Below are 15,871 nucleotides of genomic sequence, written 5' to 3' on the forward strand. Positions count from 1 at the left end.
AGTAAATAGCCCATCCCATTATGGAATGGGTTACATAATATAAAGGGAACTAGCAATTAGTTCAACAAAAAAATCGGGCATCCTTCAAGTTTATTGGAATGCCACCATTAAAATTAGAGAGAAAGGGAGGTTTTAATGATGGGACACAATGGCTTTGCGCTACTTGTTGTATTATTCATCTTATTGATTATTGTGGGGGCAGCTTATTGTTAAGCTCCATATGAAATAACACGAATCCTTTTAACGGATGCAGCTGTACTTGAATAGGATATATTAACTTTCCTTGAGAGGAGGTGTTAGAATGGGTCACTCATATGGTGGAGGCTTTGCGCTAATTGTAGTATTGTTCATCCTTTTAATCATCGTTGGTGCTGCTTGGCTATAAGCGAATAAATGATTAAAGAAAAAAGAGCGGTGGATGAATGTCCACCGCTCTTTATTGTTCTATGTAAATAGGATCTCTACATAGGAAGATATCAGAAGGATCGTTATTAATATATTAATTGTCCTAAAAATTTGTGGCTGTCGTTCTTCAGGAATCTCTTTCTGTAAGCAGAGAGAGTTTGTAAGTTTGTTAATTTGGAATAAAATAAAAACGGCAAGTACTATAAAAAGAAAAATCATCGTTAAATCCCTCCTATGGGAAGGTGTTTTCTTGTATTGTATCATAATCAATTTTTAAGTTAAAAGAAAAATTGATTTTAGTAACTATTAGAGAAAGAGGACATCAGTAAGATGTCCCTTCCTTATTGATAATTAAAATTTCATAACCATCTTCGTTTTCTTCAATAAATGCATTCTTAGGAGCGCTAATTACATCTTTTCCGCAAATAAGATCAGAAACAGACATTCCAATATGGTAAGCTATTAAAATCGTAAAATAGTGTGCGTAATGCGGAAATACGAAGCAAGCTGCCAACAATACTGAATTAATAATGACAAATGGCGATAGTAAAGCGATTAAAAACTGATACTTTTTAATAGGTTCTGTAATTTGAATTTTGATTGTTGGAATAAAACCAAATTTTATATCTACAATTTTTCTAACCTTCTCATTCAAATGAGCAATTGGTAAAAAATGTAGAAGTTTATGAGCCGGATACAGTAAAATTAATGCTAAAATAAAATAAATAAAATGATTGTCATAAAAGGTTGTTGCAACAAATAAGTATGTTGCCGGAATATAAAGTAGAATAAAAGTAAATAACATAGTTAAGGCAGACAGTATAAAAAGTCGCTGCGATCCATATTGTCTCGTAAAGTTTATTGTTTTCCAGCAATTCAAGCGAATCAGCCTCCAAATGGAGATATAAGTATTTTGTAAGCTTCATAGGTTCCACTTACTTTAGATACTTTACGATGAACAGATGAAAAAATCAATAGGAAAACTGCAAACAATTTTCGATAAATTTTTTGTCATATCATTTTACATTTTATACAATAGAATTTAGGAAGAATAGAAAAGAGGTAGAAGGATGTTTGACAAGGAATTATTAGAGAGAATAAAGCGCTTAGAGTACCATCAATCCTTGCTTTTAAAGATGATTGGTAGCAATAAAGCAAAATTTGATATGTTAGTTATTGAAAGAGGCTTATCTGAAAGTGATGTACAGGTATTTTGTACGAATTGTGAACGAATGAGCATAGAGTTGGAAGAACAGAAAGCGGAAGGGTTTGTCTATTTTCATCCGCTTTTTAAAAAGTTTCAAGAAGAATTACACCCACGCCTACAAGTAGAAGAAGTAATTCATGCGTGTATCCTTCAAAGACTGTTTCTACCACTAATGGATGAGCTTAAAAGGTACTTATGATTATACATACTCAGATGATGATTTTTTCTTTGTAAGCTTTCCTTCTTTTTCTTCAAAATCCTGATCAATGTTTCTAAATGATGTTTCGAAAATCTCCATAAAGTCGTCCCCATAAATATTTCGGACAATGGCCATTACCTCAATGATATCTGGAAACTTGCCGTATAATTCCTTTAATGGCAAAGCACCTGAGAAAGCTGCATTTCCTGATGGCTCATAGTGTTCCATTAAGTCCAGAAGTATGCTTTCTCCTTTTTCCGTAATTTGCACATACGTGTTTCGCTTATCATTTTCCTTTTTAGAGAATTGTAAAAGTCCTCGCTCCTCTAGCTTCTTTGAAAAGTTAAAAGCTGTTGAAACATGCATGACCCCAAATTTAGCGACATCAGAGATGGATGCACCATTTAGATGGTAAGCAATCCATAAAATATGATGTTCATTAATATTAAGATCATGTGGCTTAATCCACTGCTGCCAATCTTTTTCAATGGCTTTCCAGAGAGCTTTGCTTAATTGTGCAATTCTCTGACTAAATAGCATTGCTTCTTTCATAGTATAATCTTTTCCCGCCATCCCTATTAGTCACCCACTTTTTTTTTGTCTATTATTTTCATTATGCCAATAAAACAAAAATTAATAAAGATGTAATTTACAAAATTTTTAGAAATTAGATAAAATTTTATTTCCAATCAAGATTTATATCGATAGATTTATAAGATTTATGGATATAATCGTAAATAATAACTTGAGATTTTCTTTACAAAAGAAAAAAATCCTTCTTTTCTTTTGAAAAAAAGGACAGATAAAAGCTTTTATTTCTATAATGACTATTTTTTTTGTAAATCATTTTCAAGTTTTCGTAACGCTTCTTGAATCGAATCAAGCTCCATTTTAATCGCATATTGGTTGGTGGCCGTAGACTCCTTCCAGGCTTGTACACTAATTTTTATATCTTTAATCAAGCTTGTAAGGACAACTTTCCCTTCTTTAGTAACTGAAGCGACCTCATTGCTCACATCTCGTATAGAAGTGCTTAGAGTGGCCAGATTTTGTCTCCATTCTTCTTCAGAACGTACTAAATTTTTCCGAAGTGCTTCGCCAGATCGAGGAGTTGTTAGTAATGTAGCAACGCCACTAGCAATTCCTCCAACTACCATTCCAAGAAGGACTTTCTTTACATTCATAAACTCACCCCTAAATAAACGTTTATAGGACTTATATTAACATGATTCATCATGGGTAAACATGTAGAATTACATAGATTCTATAAACCAAGCATATATATAAATATTTCACGAACAAGAAGGTGGTATGGATGGTTAGCTTATTATTTCTAATAAGCATTATTTGTTTAGTAGCCGCAGTTTTTTATATTTTATCGCTAATGAAACCGGGTTTTTATCCTCCAAAAAAGCTGTTGAAAAAAAGGGCAGGCGCACTATTGGGGACTGGGATCCTCCTAATGTTGGCTGCCATTCTTCTATCCAGCATAAAATAGAAAAGAACCCTTGAAGGGTTCTTTTCTATTAACCAGAAATAACTTGCTGGTTAAGTTTTGTTCTTTTAACAATTACATAGGCAATTGGGTAAAGCACAATCATAGCAATTGTGTTAACCACAGTAGCTGGTAAGACCACACCAGCAAATAATGCTGCAAATGGGCCTGGTAACCCAGCAATTACACTAGCTGAACCTAAGAATACAAGTCCGGACACAACTGTACCAACAGCAGTTAATACACCAACACTGACCATATTGTTTCTAAATTTCTTAAGAGCTAGAAATAGGCCAAAGAAAACAAAGGCAGTAATTGGCTTATCGATAATATTCGGGAATAGTCCTCCAGGAAAGCTCGTAGTTAAGCCAGAAATAATGCCTGTAACTAATGAAACAAGGAGCACATTTTTCTTTTCTGGGAATAGCATAATTCCTAAAAACATCATCGTTAACATCATGTCAGGCTTCATTCCAAAAAGAATTGGTGGAACAACTGCATGTAATACCGCACCCATACCCACTAGTAATGATAGTGCAACAAGATTTTTCGTATTCATTTCTCATCTCTCCTCGTCTGTTCTACTTTCATTTTCGTTCCTCCTATAGTGCACTCTTTGCCTATAGCGAAAAACTTGCTCTAATTATATCACACTACTAATTATTAAAAAAGTTAACTATTCTGTTGATTACTTTTGCGAAAATTTCTTCATGAACTCGGCTAGCTTTTCAACATGCTCAAGTGGAATAGCATTATAAATGGATGCACGGCAACCACCGACTGAACGGTGACCATTTAATCCAACAAAGCCCTCTTCTTTTGCCTGTTGAAGGAAAGCTTTTGTTGCTTCTTCACTTTGTAAAGTGAAAGTCACATTCATCTTCGAACGGCTATTAGGCGTGGCATGCCCGTTATAAAAACCTTCACTCTCATCAATCGCATCGTATAGAAGTTTAGCTTTTTGATCATTTATTTTCTCAATTGCTGTAACACCGCCTTGATTTTCAACCCAATCAAGTACAAGCTTCAATAAATAAATAGCGATTGTAGGCGGCGTGTTATATAAGGAATTGTTCTCAGCATAAGTTTTGTAATTAAGCATGGTTGGCAACGCATCTGTAGAGCGTTCTAACAAGCTTTTCTTCATAATTACGACAGTAACTCCTGAAGGCCCTAGATTTTTCTGTGCTCCAGCATAAATCAAATCAAATTTTTCAACTTGTAAATTTTTGCTTAAAATATCACTCGACATATCTGCAATTAAAGGAACAGGTGAATCTGGGAAGTTTTGCCATTGCGTACCGAAAATCGTGTTGTTACTAGTAATATGAAGGTAGGCAGTTTCAGGTGAAAGATCTGAGAGCGTAAACTCTGGAATAGAGTTATAATTGCTATCTTTACTTGAAGCGAGAATGCTCGTTTGTCCAACTTTTTTTGCTTCCTTTAACGCTTTTTCAGACCAAGCACCAGAAAGGATATAGGAAGCTGTTTTACCTTCCTGGAGTAAGTTCATCGGAACCATAGAAAACTGAGTGCTAGCACCACCTTGTAAGAAAAGGACTTCATAATCATCAGGAATGTTCATCAGCTTTCTAAGCTTCGAGATGGCACCATCGTGAACCTCCTCATAGGGCTTACTTCTATGGCTTAACTCCATTACCGACATGCCGGTACCGTTAAAATTAAGCAAATGCTTTTGAGCTTCAATTAGAACCTCCGCTGGAAGAGCAGCTGGTCCTGCATTAAAATTTAGTGCACGATTCATACAATACATACCTCCAATTAGATATTTACGGTTTAAAGCAGCAAAGAAAAAAAGATATATTTATCCTAACAGAAAATCGTACTATGTAAAGATGAGAATTTGAACATTATGAAAATTTTAAAAAGGAATAGAAAAAAGACTGTCCTAAAAGAACAGTCTTACAATTCACTGCTGATAGAATCCGCGATTTTTCGAAGATCGTCTGGAGTGTAGTTGCTTTGATTTGACTTCCAAACTGCTCCAAATCCATCTCCTTCACCGTATCGAGGAATTAAATGCATATGGAAGTGGAACACTGATTGTCCAGCTTTTTCACCATTATTATTAACAAGGTTTAGACCGACTGGGTGATACGCATCTTTAATGGCATTGGCAATCTTCGGAGCCACTTTGAATAATTCGCTAGAAATCTCGGGAGTCAATTCGTAAAGATTTTCCTTATGTACCTTTGGAATGATCAATGTATGTCCCTTTGTTACTTGGCTAATATCTAAAAACGCTACCACGTGGTCATTTTCAAATACTTTCGCTGCGGGAATATCTCCATTCACAATTTTGCAAAAAATACAATCGCTCATTATTTGTCCCTCCTATTCATATATATGTATATTTTACCATATTATTTAAACAAATAAGAGGGCAGGATTCGCAAGGAATCCCGCCCGTTCTTGAAGGGGAAAGCTTTTTAATCGTTCTATAGCAATAAATTCTCTTTGATAAACACCTCATTTAAAAATGATTTGTCTATAGAGATTTCGATCCTTTGTTCAAGCGAACCATCCCCTTATCTTTATATGTTTTACAACTTATAAAGCATAGCAGATTGGTCTTTTGCGAACACCTCATTTATAAAAATGTGGTTAGATCAAAGCATATAGGAACGTTAAACGTATCGTGATTGATTATTATCGCCCACTGACACCTCATTTCGATGATTGAACATCTACTGTTGTTCCCCTTCGAATATTATCATGCCCGCATTGAGAGGTTCTATACAAAAAGAAATGATTTTTTTTTAAAATGCCTATTTCTATTTTTTAGGATGACATTTTGTTAAAATGGTGCTAACAACTAATGGAGGAAGATAAATGACACTTTTGCAGCTTTCAAATATAACCGGTGGATATACTAGAAACCCTGTTTTAAAAGACATTTCTTTTGATGTGAAAGCAAATGAAATTGTTGGTCTAATCGGACTAAACGGGGCAGGCAAAAGCACAACCATTAAACATATTATTGGCTTGATGGAGCCACAATCGGGTGAAATTACGATTAATGGAAAAGCCATACATACAAACAAAGAGGAATATAGAAGAGAATTTACGTTTGTACCAGAAACACCCATTCTATATGATGAGTTAACATTAGATGAGCATTTACGTTTAACAGCTATGGCATATGGATTAGACGAAAAGACCTTTCAAGAGAGAAAAGAAACCCTGTTGAAGGAATTTCGAATGAGTAAGAGGCTAAAATGGTTTCCTGCCCATTTCTCAAAAGGAATGAAACAAAAGGTTATGATTATGTGTGCTTTTTTGGTTCAGCCCTCTCTTTACATTGTGGATGAGCCCTTTGTAGGACTGGATCCACTTGGAATTCAATCTCTGTTAGATCTTATGAAGAAGATGAAGGAAAGCGGTGCAGGGATATTAATGTCTACCCACATACTTGCAACAGCGGAAAGATATTGTGATCGGTTTGTTATTCTGCATGAAGGTAAGGTTCGTGCGAAGGGCACGTTAGCAGAATTAAGGGAGCAATTTTCAATGCCGGATGCTACACTTGATGATCTTTATATTCAACTCACAAAGGAAGAAGACTATGTTTGATGCACATAAGCTGTGGAGGGAGCGACTCGGAACAGCAAGTAAAGAAATTGGTCGGTATTCTCGATATATTTTTAACGGTCATATCGTCATTGTCCTTGTTTTTTTATTAGGAACTGCTGCTTTCTACTATCAAGAATGGGTAAAGACATTATCAGGTGATTTTCCCGTTGCCCTGTTAATGGCAATCATTTTATCGTTAGTGGTTACAATTAGCCCCATTTTTACTTTTGTAGTTGATCCTGATAAAGTGTTTCTTCTTGCCCTTGAAGAAAGACTCCAATCATATTTTAATCGCAGTATTCTTTTGAGTTTTTTTATTGGCTTGTATTTGTTAGTACTTTTCCTCGGTGTCCTAATGCCGATTTACGCTCAAGTAACAGGAAGTGGTTTTCATCATTTCCTTCCGTTTCTTGTCGTACTAGCTGGGTTAAAACTGTTAAATCTGTATATAAGATGGAGAGTACAATATTATGTGGAGGAGTCCACTCAAAGACTAGATACGGTTATTCGATTTGTGGTGAACGGAGTATTTTTATACCTTTTGTTTAATCAAGCAGCGATTTGGTTAATTGGGGTTGTCGCTTTTTTATTACTTCTTCTTTTCTTTACATACTATAATCAAACAAAGAAAAAGGGATTAAAATGGGAGCGTCTTATTCAACTGGAAGAAAGAAGAATGATGTCATTTTATCGCTTAGCCAATTTGTTTACAGATGTTCCGAAATTAAAGGATGAGGTAAAGAGACGCAGGTGGCTGGATTGGATACCCTCAAGTTTGCCATATCAACAGGATGCTACATTTTTACATTTATTTCTTCAAACTTTTATCCGAGGTGGAGATTATCTAGGCTTGTGGATACGTCTAACCGTTATTGGAGGACTTGTCCTATATTTTGTCACTTTTGGATATGGACAAATCCTTTTCGTTGTCTTGTTTATTTACTTAACAGGCTTTCAATTGCTTCCATTATGGAATCACCATCAAAATAAGCTATGGATACAATTATATCCAGTAAAAGAAATAACGAAAAAAATATCTTTTCAGAAGCTTCTTTTTGTCGTATTAAGTATTCAATCCTTATTACTATTCATTCCCATCCTCTTAAAGGGTGACTTGGTTATCAGTGCTTTTGCATTGTTTGCAGGGATTGCATTCAGTTATTTGTTTGTATATCAGTATAGTCATAAAAAGCTGACGTAATTTTTACAAAGCTGGTTACACTATGACTACCCAGAAAAGAAAGGGGAGTCATGATGGAAAATACAAGTCAATTTGTTGATAAGCTGGCAGAAGATAAAAAAAAGGAACTAAAAAATAAGAAGAGTGGTAATAATCACCCAGAGAAAAGGCTTCCGAATAAGCAGCATTAAGTTGAAGAAGGCGACAGCCTTCTTCTTTTTTTGAAACAAATGTCTTCTTCAAACGTATAAAGGAAAGGAGGGGGGAATTTTATGAATGAATACGAATTAAAGATTTATCATGAAATCGTTTTATGGAAACGGAAATTATTTAAAAAATCACCTTTCCTTCAGCGAGTATCTAAAAAAGCACAAGGGAAAATAAATGAGTTGATCCCTGCAAAGGCGCATCAAATTATTACTGATAGCATTAAGCAAATGGTTAAAGCACTACTAGTAGGGTCTTATGTCACTACAAAAAAAGAGAATAGGGCCGGTTCATCGTTAATGGAAAAAGATAAAATGGCTGCTGAAAAACTTTCCTTTTACCGTAAAACAGCTACATTAGAAGGGGCGGGTACAGGAGCGGGAGGGATTTTTCTAGGTTTAGCTGACTTTCCGCTACTATTGTCCATTAAAATGAAGTACTTAAGTGAAACAGCTACGATATACGGTTTTAATCCCGAAAAGCTTGAGGAACGAATATTTATTTTACATGTATTCTCACTAGCCTTCTCAAGTGATGAAAAAAGACTAGAAACATTTGAGGTAATTGAAAATTGGGAGGAAAGAAAACAAAATTATGAGGATATGGACTGGCAATCTTTCCAACAAGAGTACCGAGATCATATTGACTTTATAAAAATGCTTCAGCTAGTCCCTGGGATTGGAGCAGTCGTAGGGGCGTATGCGAACTATAATCTTCTAGACTCTTTAGGAGAAGTGGCAATGAACTGTTATCGACTTCGTTTACTTAAAATGGCCCCACTGCCTGAGTAGTAGGGGCCGATAAGCATTATTTATAGTTAATGGCAGCTGACCCGAGCGTTTTAGCAGCTACGAGTAAGGCTTGTTCATCAATGTCGAATTTCGGGTGATGATGCGGGTAAGCTACCTCCACGCCAACAGGCTTCGCCCCAGTAAAGAAGAAAGTTCCTTTTACATGCTGTAGATAATAAGCGAAATCCTCTCCACCCATCTGTAGCTCTGCTTCTTCCACTACTTTGATGTCATCCATATCATTTGCTTGTTGAACAAGATACTCAGTTTCTTCTTTATGATTAACAACAGCCGGATATCCTTTTACATACTCATAGGAATACGAGCAATCAGAGGCGATGCAAGTACCTTTCACAATGCGCTCGATTTCGTCAGCAATAAAGTCACGAAGGTCTTCGTTAAATGTGCGGACGGTTCCGATTAATTTTGCTTTATCCGCAATTACGTTGAAGGCATTGTCTGCGACAAAGGATCCAACGGTTACGACAGCGGACTCTACTGGGCTGACACGTCTGCTTACGATTTGTTGTAAATTGGATATGAGTTGGGCACCAACAACAATGGAATCCTTTGTTTTATGTGGCTGTGCTCCGTGTCCACCTTTGCCTTGGATGGTAATCACAAATCGATCTGCTGCTGCCATAATAGGACCAGTTCGGTATTGAATTTTCCCTGTAGGCTCGCTTGCCCATAAATGCGTACCAAAGATAACATCTACTCCTTCAAGGCAACCCGCTTCAATCATGGATGCCGCGCCTCCTGGAGCATACTCTTCTGCATGTTGATGAATCATAATATATGTACCGTGAAGTTCATCTTTTAATTCATGGAGTACTTTAGCTAGGACAAGTAGGGACGCAGTATGACCATCGTGCCCACAAGCATGCATAACACCTGGAACAGTTGATTTGTATGGAACATCCTTTTCATCCTGAATAGGAAGTGCATCAAAGTCTGCACGTAAGGCTTTTGTTTTTCCAGGATAGTTTCCTTGTATCTTTGCTACTACCCCATTGCCACCGACACCTCTTTGTACTTCCACACCGAGTTTTTCATAATAAGATGCGATAAAGTTAGCTGTGTTCACTTCCTGAAAAGAAAGCTCTGGATGCTGATGCAAGTATCTTCGAATCTCAACCATTTCAGGATAATAATTTTCTAGCTTTGTAAACAGTGTCGTAAGCAAATTAATCCCCACTCCTTTTACTAATATCAGATAATTATAACATCTTTTTCACTAAAAAATGGTTATCTTTGATATGAAAAAACGAAAGACTACCTGAAAGGTAGTCTTTCGTTCGTTAAATAGATAAAAACTTCACACAAACTGCATAAGGAACGGTAATGTCAGATTGAAGGAGACGTAACTTTCCTGACTCCTTGTCTCTAGCAAAAAGGACAAGGTTGCCTGACTCTTGATTAGATGCAACAATATACGATTCTGTAGGGTCTAGTGCAAAGTCACGTGGCCAATCACCTTCTGTAGGTGTATGTTCTAAAAATGAAAGGGAGCCATTTTCGTCTGTAACAAAGCTCGCAATACTGTTATGTCCTCGATTTCCAGCGTACACATAACGCCCATCGGAGCTAATGTGAATCGCGCTTCCTTGATTGTTTTCGGTAAAACTTGAAGGAAGTGTAGAAATGGCTTGAATTTGTTTTAAGCTACCGTTAGTTGAATCGTATTGAAGGACGAGTACTTCTCCACTAAATTCTGTCATCACATAAGCGAGTGGTTTTGTTGGATGAAACACAATATGTCTTGGGCCACTTCCAGGTTTCACAGAAAGTTCATAAACTAGGGATAATTGATCTTCTTTCAGTTCATATGTAAAGATTTTATCAATTCCAAGTTCAACTGCCACCACGTATTTTCCATCAGGAGTTAGGCCAGAGTAGTGTGTATGAGCCTTTTCCTGTCTAGGATCTGGACCGCTTCCCGTGTGGGTAACGCTCGAAGAAGTAGGTTGGATTTCACCCGTTTCTGGGTTTACCTTATGCACTTCAACCGTTCCTTTATGGTAGTTTGCGGTAAACAATGCGGTATTTCTTGGGTTTATTTCTAAGTGACAAGGAGGAGAACCAGCAGACCCTTGATCATTTATTTTTTGAAGCTTTCCCGTTCCTTCTTCAATGGAAAAAGAAGTTACTCCACCAAGATCACCGTTTTTTGAAACGGAATAAAGAAATTTGTTATCTCCTGTAATAGAAACATAGGTAGGGTTTTCTACCTTACCTGCAAGTTCAACCTCTTCAATTTTTCCAGCTTTTGTGTCTAGAACAAAGCGATAAATCCCTTCACTATCACCTTTTGTGTACGTTCCTACATATCCAATTACTTTATCAGCGCTACTCAAGGCATTCCCTCCAATAAATTAATATACAATGTTATCCTATTCTTACAGTCATTGAAAATCAAGAAGGAAGTCTTATTTTAATTATCAACTTGACAAGAAATAGAGAGAAATGTTAACTTTTCAGAAAAGTCCGTAGAACGAAACCAAACGTATTTTAGAAAGAAATAGATTCTAGGGGAGTAGGTTCGAAATGATTATTTCTCGTCTCACGATGATACTCGGAGAACTAATGGGAGCGAAGGTGCCTATTACGAGCGAGTATTTAGCTAGTGTTATTAAAGTAACATCAAGAACCATTCGTAATGATATGAAAGACCTTCAGGCAATCCTTGAAAAGAACGGTGCAGATATTAAATCAGTAAGAGGAACGGGATATGAACTAGTTGTAAATAACAATCAACAGTTCATCACCTTTATAAATGAAGTGTTTCAAGATACGGCTGAAACGAGCGTTGGAAGGCCCGACTCACCTGAAGAACGGATACGGTATATTATTACGAGGCTACTTCTAACGAATAAATTTGTAAAGCTTGATCATTTAGCTGATGAAATATTTGTTAGTCGCTCAACGATCTTAAATGACGTAAAGGATATTAAGAAAATCCTTTCAAGGTATGGATTAAGTTTAGAAAAGAAACCTAATTATGGTTTAAGAATTAAAGGTGATGAAGTTAAGGTCCGCTTTTGTATGTCGGATTATATTTTTAATAAAAAAAGGGACGAACTTGATATTGTTAATGAACAACTGAATATCCTAACCAAGGAAGAAATTCTAGTGATTCGAAACGTCATATTAGCGCTTATTAGGGAACATCATATTACCCTTTCTGATGTCGGGTTAAATAATTTGATTATCCATGTAGCAATAGCTTGTAAGCGTATCCGTGAAGGGAATCATGTTTTATTGTATTCAGATGAATTAAATGAAATCATTGGACAAAAAGAATTTTCTGTTGCAGAAAAAATTGTGAAAAATCTAAGTGAAACCCTTATGGTTGATTTTCCAGAAAATGAGGTCGCTTATATAGCCATTCATCTTTTAGGTACGAAAATGATTGAAAAATCACCTGGTGAGCAAGTGGGGAAAGTAATTGATAAAAAAATTGCTCAGTTAGTATCTGACATCCTTGCAAAAATAGATGAAAAGCTGTCATTAGGAATTAGCGAAGATAAGGAACTCTTAGAACAAATGTGTCTGCATATTAAACCAGCAATCAATCGTTACCGTTATGGAATGAACTTGAGAAATCCAATGATTGATGAAATCAAGGCTAATTATCCAGTAGCGTTTCAAGCAGGGCTTATTGCTGGTAAAGAGATGAAAAAACAACTAAGCATAGATATAGACGAGAATGAAATTGGATACCTTGCCCTCCATATAGGAGTAGCCATGGAGCGAAAGCAAATCCACCATGGTCCGAAAAGATGCTTAATTGTTTGTGCATCAGGTGTAGGTAGTGCGAGATTGCTTTACTATAAGCTTCAGTCAACCTTTGGACCAAAGCTTGATATTGTCGATACTACTGAATTTTATAAGCTTCAGCAGATGGATCTACATGATATTGATTTCATTATTAGTACAGTACCTATTCAGCAAAAAATGTCCATTCCTGTCCTCCATGTGAATACATTTTTAGGTGATCAAGATTTAAATAAAATTAGGTCGGCTGTATCAGAGCAAACGACAACCCTCGAGTATACGAGGGAAGAACTAGTTTTCTTACAACAAGCACTCTTATCGAAAGAAGAAGTGTTTTCTTACATGTTTTCGAATTTGAAAGAAATGGGTTTGATAGATGATGTTTTTATTGAATCAGTGAAGGAGAGAGAATCTCTTTCTTCCACATCCTTTGGAAATTTTGTTGCGATTCCACATCCATTAAATCCATTAACAGACGAGACATTTTGGTCAATTTGTACCTTACAAAAGCCGATAGAGTGGGACGATAAACTTGTACAATTTGTTTGTTTGCTTAGTGTTGAAAAGGATAGTAGCGGAGATTTACAAAGAATGTACGATATGCTCGGTAAAGTGATCGATGATCGTGAGTTAGTACAACAATTAATAAAGGCAAAGTCCTATCATGAATTTAAAGACACCTTCTTAAAGGTCTAGAGGTTGGTGTCTTTTCTTTTAAAAGAGGAACCTAATTGTAAGCGATTACTTTCTAATGTTAGTAAAGGGGGATTTGTGATGAATATTTTATTATGCTGTGCAGCTGGTATGTCAACAAGCTTACTAGTAAGAAAAATGAATCAAACTTCAATGGATCAGGGGGAAAACAATAAAATCTGGGCAGTACCCGGGGATGTTGTTTATAAACATATTAAAGACGCAGACGTTATCCTACTAGGTCCACAAGTTCGTCATTTACTTCCTGAACTTAAAAAGCTTGGAGAAGAAAAAGGAATTCCAGTGGATGTGATCAACACTGTTCATTATGGAACTTGTAATGGTGTTGAAGTTTTAAAATATGCAAAACTATTAAAAAATAAATAAAGCAAAAAACAGGGTGATAATATGCTCCCTGTTTTTTTTGTAAAAAAGAATTCAGTTAGCCATTTCCTTTGAGAAACGGAAAATTGATAGATGTAAGTGAAAGCGTTTTACACTTACAATAAAGACATCAAGAAGAGACAACAAAGCAAAACAATAAAGTAAGACTTCTTGTTATCAGTTAATCTTTCACTTATACGCTCTCAATGATTAAGAGAGTGACTTAAAATATTAGGAGGAATTATGATGAACATTCTATTATGCTGTGCGGCAGGTATGTCTACAAGTTTACTAGTAACAAAAATGGAAGCGGCTGCAAAGGAACAAGGCCTTGAGTCAAAAATTTGGGCAGTAAGTGCAGACCAAGTAAAAGCGAATATCGATCAAGCAGATGTATTGCTTCTTGGACCACAAGTACGTTACCTATTACCTCAAATGCAACAACTTGGAAAAGAAAAGAATATCCCGGTTGATTCTATCAACCCAATTCACTACGGAATGTGTAATGGGGCAGAAGTGTTAAAAACAGCTGTAGCACTAAAAAACTAAATATCTCTTTATAGAGAAGGGAATGAAACGTGATGAATAAGTTTTTAGGTTTCCTTGAATCAAAGTTTATGCCTTTTGCTGGTAAATTAGCCGCACAAAGACATTTAGGTGCTTTAAAAGATGGAATTATCCTAGCGATGCCAATGATTATTATCGGTTCTGTATTCCTAATCTTGGGTTTCCTACCGATTCCTGGTTACGCCGATTTCATGGCAAGTGTGTTCGGAGATCAATGGTTAGCAAAATTAATGTATCCAACAGATGCAACGTTTAACATGATGGGTCTAATCGCAGCATTCGGTATTGCGTATCGTCTAGCTGAGAGGTATGGCATTGACGCCATTACAGCAGGGGTAATCTCACTGTGTGCGTTCTTATTAGCTACACCATTCAATGTGCCGTTTACTCCAGATGGAGCAACAGATGCGATCGCAGTTGGAGGCGCTATTCCAGTTGCTCTTATGGGAAGTAGAGGACTATTCGTAGCGATCTTAATCGCTTTATTCTCAACAGAAGTGTATAACCTTATTCTTAAGAAAAATATTGTTATTAAAATGCCAGATAGTGTTCCACCGGCAGTAAGTAAATCGTTTGTTGCACTTGTTCCTGGTTTTATCGTTATTACTACGATCTTCCTTATTCGATTAGTGATTGAATATTTTGGAATCAATAGTATACATGATGTGGTTCAACTAGTACTTGGTAAACCACTTGGATTATTGGGTGGAAGCTTAATCGGATCTATTTTTGCCTACATGCTTATTATGATGCTTTGGTCAGCAGGTCTACACGGAACAAACATCGTTGGAGGGGTTCTAAACCCAGTTTGGTTAATGGCAACAGAAGAAAATCAAATTGCATTCCGTGCTGGTGAAGAATTACCTAATATTTTTACAGCACAATTCTTTGAAATATTCATTAATATTGGTGGTACAGGTGCTACATTTGGTCTAGCGATGCTTATGCTTTTCTGGGCACGAAGCCAACAAATGAAGGCGCTTGGTAAATTAGCGGCTGGCCCTGGAACATTCATGATCAACGAACCAATCATTTTCGGTACGCCAATCGTTATGAACCCATTACTAATCGTACCATTCTTCTTAACACCAATCGTTCTAATCATTGTAACGTATTACTCAATGAAGTTAGGTTTAGTTGCGAAGCCAGCAGGTATCGCGATTCCTTGGACAACGCCGCCAATTATCGGTGGATACCTAGCAACTGGAGGGAAAATTTCAGGAGCTATCATGCAGGCTGTCAACATCGTCATCGCATTTGTTATCTACTTCCCGTTCTTCAGAATGTGGGATAAGATGAAGCAACAAGAAGAAGGCGGAGTAAATAATTCATCAAAAGTGAGCTAATTAAGCGTTAAAAAAATAGCAGAAGG

The 15,871-nt window shown here is 36.5% G+C and carries 21 protein-coding genes; 12 read left to right on the forward strand and 9 right to left on the reverse strand.

Going from position 1 to position 15,871, the window contains the following annotated elements; translation table 11 throughout:
• Window positions 1-135 precede the first annotated feature (135 nt).
• Window positions 136-213 carry a YjcZ family sporulation protein gene (locus tag ACGLXV_RS09890; protein WP_119710501.1) on the forward strand — a complete coding sequence of 26 codons (78 nt, stop codon included), beginning with the start codon at window positions 136-138 and terminating at the stop codon, window positions 211-213.
• Window positions 214-301: 88 nt separating this feature from the next.
• Window positions 302-385: a YjcZ family sporulation protein gene (locus tag ACGLXV_RS09895; RefSeq protein WP_119707122.1), complete on the forward strand. Its 84-nt coding sequence runs from the start codon at window positions 302-304 to the stop codon at window positions 383-385.
• A 59-nt stretch (window positions 386-444) separates the two neighbouring features.
• Here ACGLXV_RS09895 and ACGLXV_RS09900 read toward each other — a convergent pair whose 3' ends face one another.
• Both ACGLXV_RS09900 and ACGLXV_RS09905 read right to left on the reverse strand, forming a co-directional pair.
• Window positions 445-624, reverse strand: coding sequence for a hypothetical protein (locus ACGLXV_RS09900; RefSeq protein WP_119707123.1), 180 nt, complete (start codon window positions 622-624; stop codon window positions 445-447).
• Between the two features lie 103 nt (window positions 625-727).
• On the reverse strand, window positions 728-1,285 hold the full coding sequence (locus tag ACGLXV_RS09905) for a DUF3267 domain-containing protein (RefSeq protein WP_240390686.1): 558 nt from the start codon (window positions 1,283-1,285) through the stop codon (window positions 728-730).
• Window positions 1,286-1,475: 190 nt separating this feature from the next.
• Between ACGLXV_RS09905 and ACGLXV_RS09910 the strand changes: the two genes are divergently transcribed.
• Window positions 1,476-1,811: a DUF1878 family protein gene (locus tag ACGLXV_RS09910; protein WP_391558443.1), complete on the forward strand. Its 336-nt coding sequence runs from the start codon at window positions 1,476-1,478 to the stop codon at window positions 1,809-1,811.
• Here the strand turns inward: ACGLXV_RS09910 and ACGLXV_RS09915 are convergent, their stop codons facing one another.
• Together ACGLXV_RS09915 and ACGLXV_RS09920 are read right to left on the reverse strand one after the other, a co-directional pair.
• Complete coding sequence (locus ACGLXV_RS09915; protein WP_391558444.1) at window positions 1,812-2,384, reverse strand: HTH-type transcriptional regulator Hpr; 573 nt, start codon at window positions 2,382-2,384, stop codon at window positions 1,812-1,814. It lies immediately after the preceding gene.
• A 254-nt stretch (window positions 2,385-2,638) separates the two neighbouring features.
• Complete coding sequence (locus ACGLXV_RS09920; protein ID WP_391558445.1) at window positions 2,639-2,995, reverse strand: YtxH domain-containing protein; 357 nt, start codon at window positions 2,993-2,995, stop codon at window positions 2,639-2,641.
• A gap of 131 nt (window positions 2,996-3,126) precedes the next feature.
• On the opposite strand from ACGLXV_RS09920, the gene yhzF reads away from it, so the two are divergent.
• Window positions 3,127-3,309: a membrane protein YhzF gene (gene yhzF / locus ACGLXV_RS25785; protein ID WP_119707127.1), complete on the forward strand. Its 183-nt coding sequence runs from the start codon at window positions 3,127-3,129 to the stop codon at window positions 3,307-3,309.
• Between the two features lie 28 nt (window positions 3,310-3,337).
• Here the strand turns inward: yhzF and ACGLXV_RS09925 are convergent, their stop codons facing one another.
• The 3 genes from ACGLXV_RS09925 to ACGLXV_RS09935 form a co-directional block, all read right to left on the reverse strand.
• The gene (locus ACGLXV_RS09925; protein WP_119707128.1) at window positions 3,338-3,865 is read right to left on the reverse strand and encodes a tryptophan transporter; all 528 of its coding nucleotides are present in this window, start codon (window positions 3,863-3,865) and stop codon (window positions 3,338-3,340) included.
• 129 nt (window positions 3,866-3,994) lie between these two features.
• Entirely contained in the window at window positions 3,995-5,071 is a 1,077-nt protein-coding gene (gene serC / locus ACGLXV_RS09930) for a 3-phosphoserine/phosphohydroxythreonine transaminase (RefSeq protein ID WP_391558446.1), read from the reverse strand.
• A 158-nt stretch (window positions 5,072-5,229) separates the two neighbouring features.
• Window positions 5,230-5,649 carry an HIT family protein gene (locus ACGLXV_RS09935; protein WP_119707130.1) on the reverse strand — a complete coding sequence of 140 codons (420 nt, stop codon included), beginning with the start codon at window positions 5,647-5,649 and terminating at the stop codon, window positions 5,230-5,232.
• Between the two features lie 510 nt (window positions 5,650-6,159).
• Here ACGLXV_RS09935 and ACGLXV_RS09940 point away from each other — a divergent pair.
• The 4 genes from ACGLXV_RS09940 (at window position 6,160) to ACGLXV_RS09955 (ending at window position 9,078) form a co-directional block, all read left to right on the forward strand.
• Window positions 6,160-6,900, forward strand: coding sequence for an ABC transporter ATP-binding protein (locus ACGLXV_RS09940; protein WP_119707131.1), 741 nt, complete (start codon window positions 6,160-6,162; stop codon window positions 6,898-6,900).
• On the forward strand, window positions 6,893-8,101 hold the full coding sequence (locus tag ACGLXV_RS09945) for an ABC transporter permease (RefSeq protein ID WP_391558447.1): 1,209 nt from the start codon (window positions 6,893-6,895) through the stop codon (window positions 8,099-8,101). The genes ACGLXV_RS09940 and ACGLXV_RS09945 overlap by 8 nt, the downstream gene beginning before the upstream one ends.
• A gap of 50 nt (window positions 8,102-8,151) precedes the next feature.
• Window positions 8,152-8,271 carry a DUF4023 family protein gene (locus ACGLXV_RS09950; RefSeq protein WP_346426602.1) on the forward strand — a complete coding sequence of 40 codons (120 nt, stop codon included), beginning with the start codon at window positions 8,152-8,154 and terminating at the stop codon, window positions 8,269-8,271.
• 81 nt (window positions 8,272-8,352) lie between these two features.
• Window positions 8,353-9,078, forward strand: coding sequence for an EcsC family protein (locus tag ACGLXV_RS09955; RefSeq protein ID WP_391558448.1), 726 nt, complete (start codon window positions 8,353-8,355; stop codon window positions 9,076-9,078).
• Between the two features lie 16 nt (window positions 9,079-9,094).
• On the opposite strand, the gene ACGLXV_RS09960 is transcribed toward ACGLXV_RS09955, so the two are convergent.
• Together ACGLXV_RS09960 and ACGLXV_RS09965 are read right to left on the reverse strand one after the other, a co-directional pair.
• Window positions 9,095-10,264 (reverse strand): M20 family metallopeptidase, encoded by a 1,170-nt coding sequence (locus tag ACGLXV_RS09960; RefSeq protein ID WP_391558449.1) that lies wholly within the window; start codon window positions 10,262-10,264, stop codon window positions 9,095-9,097.
• A gap of 115 nt (window positions 10,265-10,379) precedes the next feature.
• Entirely contained in the window at window positions 10,380-11,435 is a 1,056-nt protein-coding gene (locus tag ACGLXV_RS09965; RefSeq protein WP_391558450.1) for a lactonase family protein, read from the reverse strand.
• Between the two features lie 190 nt (window positions 11,436-11,625).
• Between ACGLXV_RS09965 and ACGLXV_RS09970 the strand changes: the two genes are divergently transcribed.
• The 4 genes from ACGLXV_RS09970 to celB all read left to right on the forward strand — a co-directional run bounded on the left by ACGLXV_RS09970 (window position 11,626) and on the right by celB (window position 15,845).
• Window positions 11,626-13,551 (forward strand): BglG family transcription antiterminator, encoded by a 1,926-nt coding sequence (locus ACGLXV_RS09970; protein WP_391558451.1) that lies wholly within the window; start codon window positions 11,626-11,628, stop codon window positions 13,549-13,551.
• Between the two features lie 78 nt (window positions 13,552-13,629).
• Complete coding sequence (locus ACGLXV_RS09975) at window positions 13,630-13,935, forward strand: PTS sugar transporter subunit IIB (protein ID WP_119707138.1); 306 nt, start codon at window positions 13,630-13,632, stop codon at window positions 13,933-13,935.
• Window positions 13,936-14,178: 243 nt separating this feature from the next.
• The gene (locus ACGLXV_RS09980) at window positions 14,179-14,481 is read left to right on the forward strand and encodes a PTS sugar transporter subunit IIB (protein ID WP_160548206.1); all 303 of its coding nucleotides are present in this window, start codon (window positions 14,179-14,181) and stop codon (window positions 14,479-14,481) included.
• Between the two features lie 32 nt (window positions 14,482-14,513).
• Window positions 14,514-15,845 carry a PTS cellobiose transporter subunit IIC gene (gene celB / locus ACGLXV_RS09985; protein ID WP_391558459.1) on the forward strand — a complete coding sequence of 444 codons (1,332 nt, stop codon included), beginning with the start codon at window positions 14,514-14,516 and terminating at the stop codon, window positions 15,843-15,845.
• Window positions 15,846-15,871 lie beyond the last annotated feature (26 nt).

The organism is Robertmurraya sp. (assembly GCF_036676585.1).
Lineage (GTDB): Bacteria > Bacillota > Bacilli > Bacillales > Cytobacillaceae > Robertmurraya_A.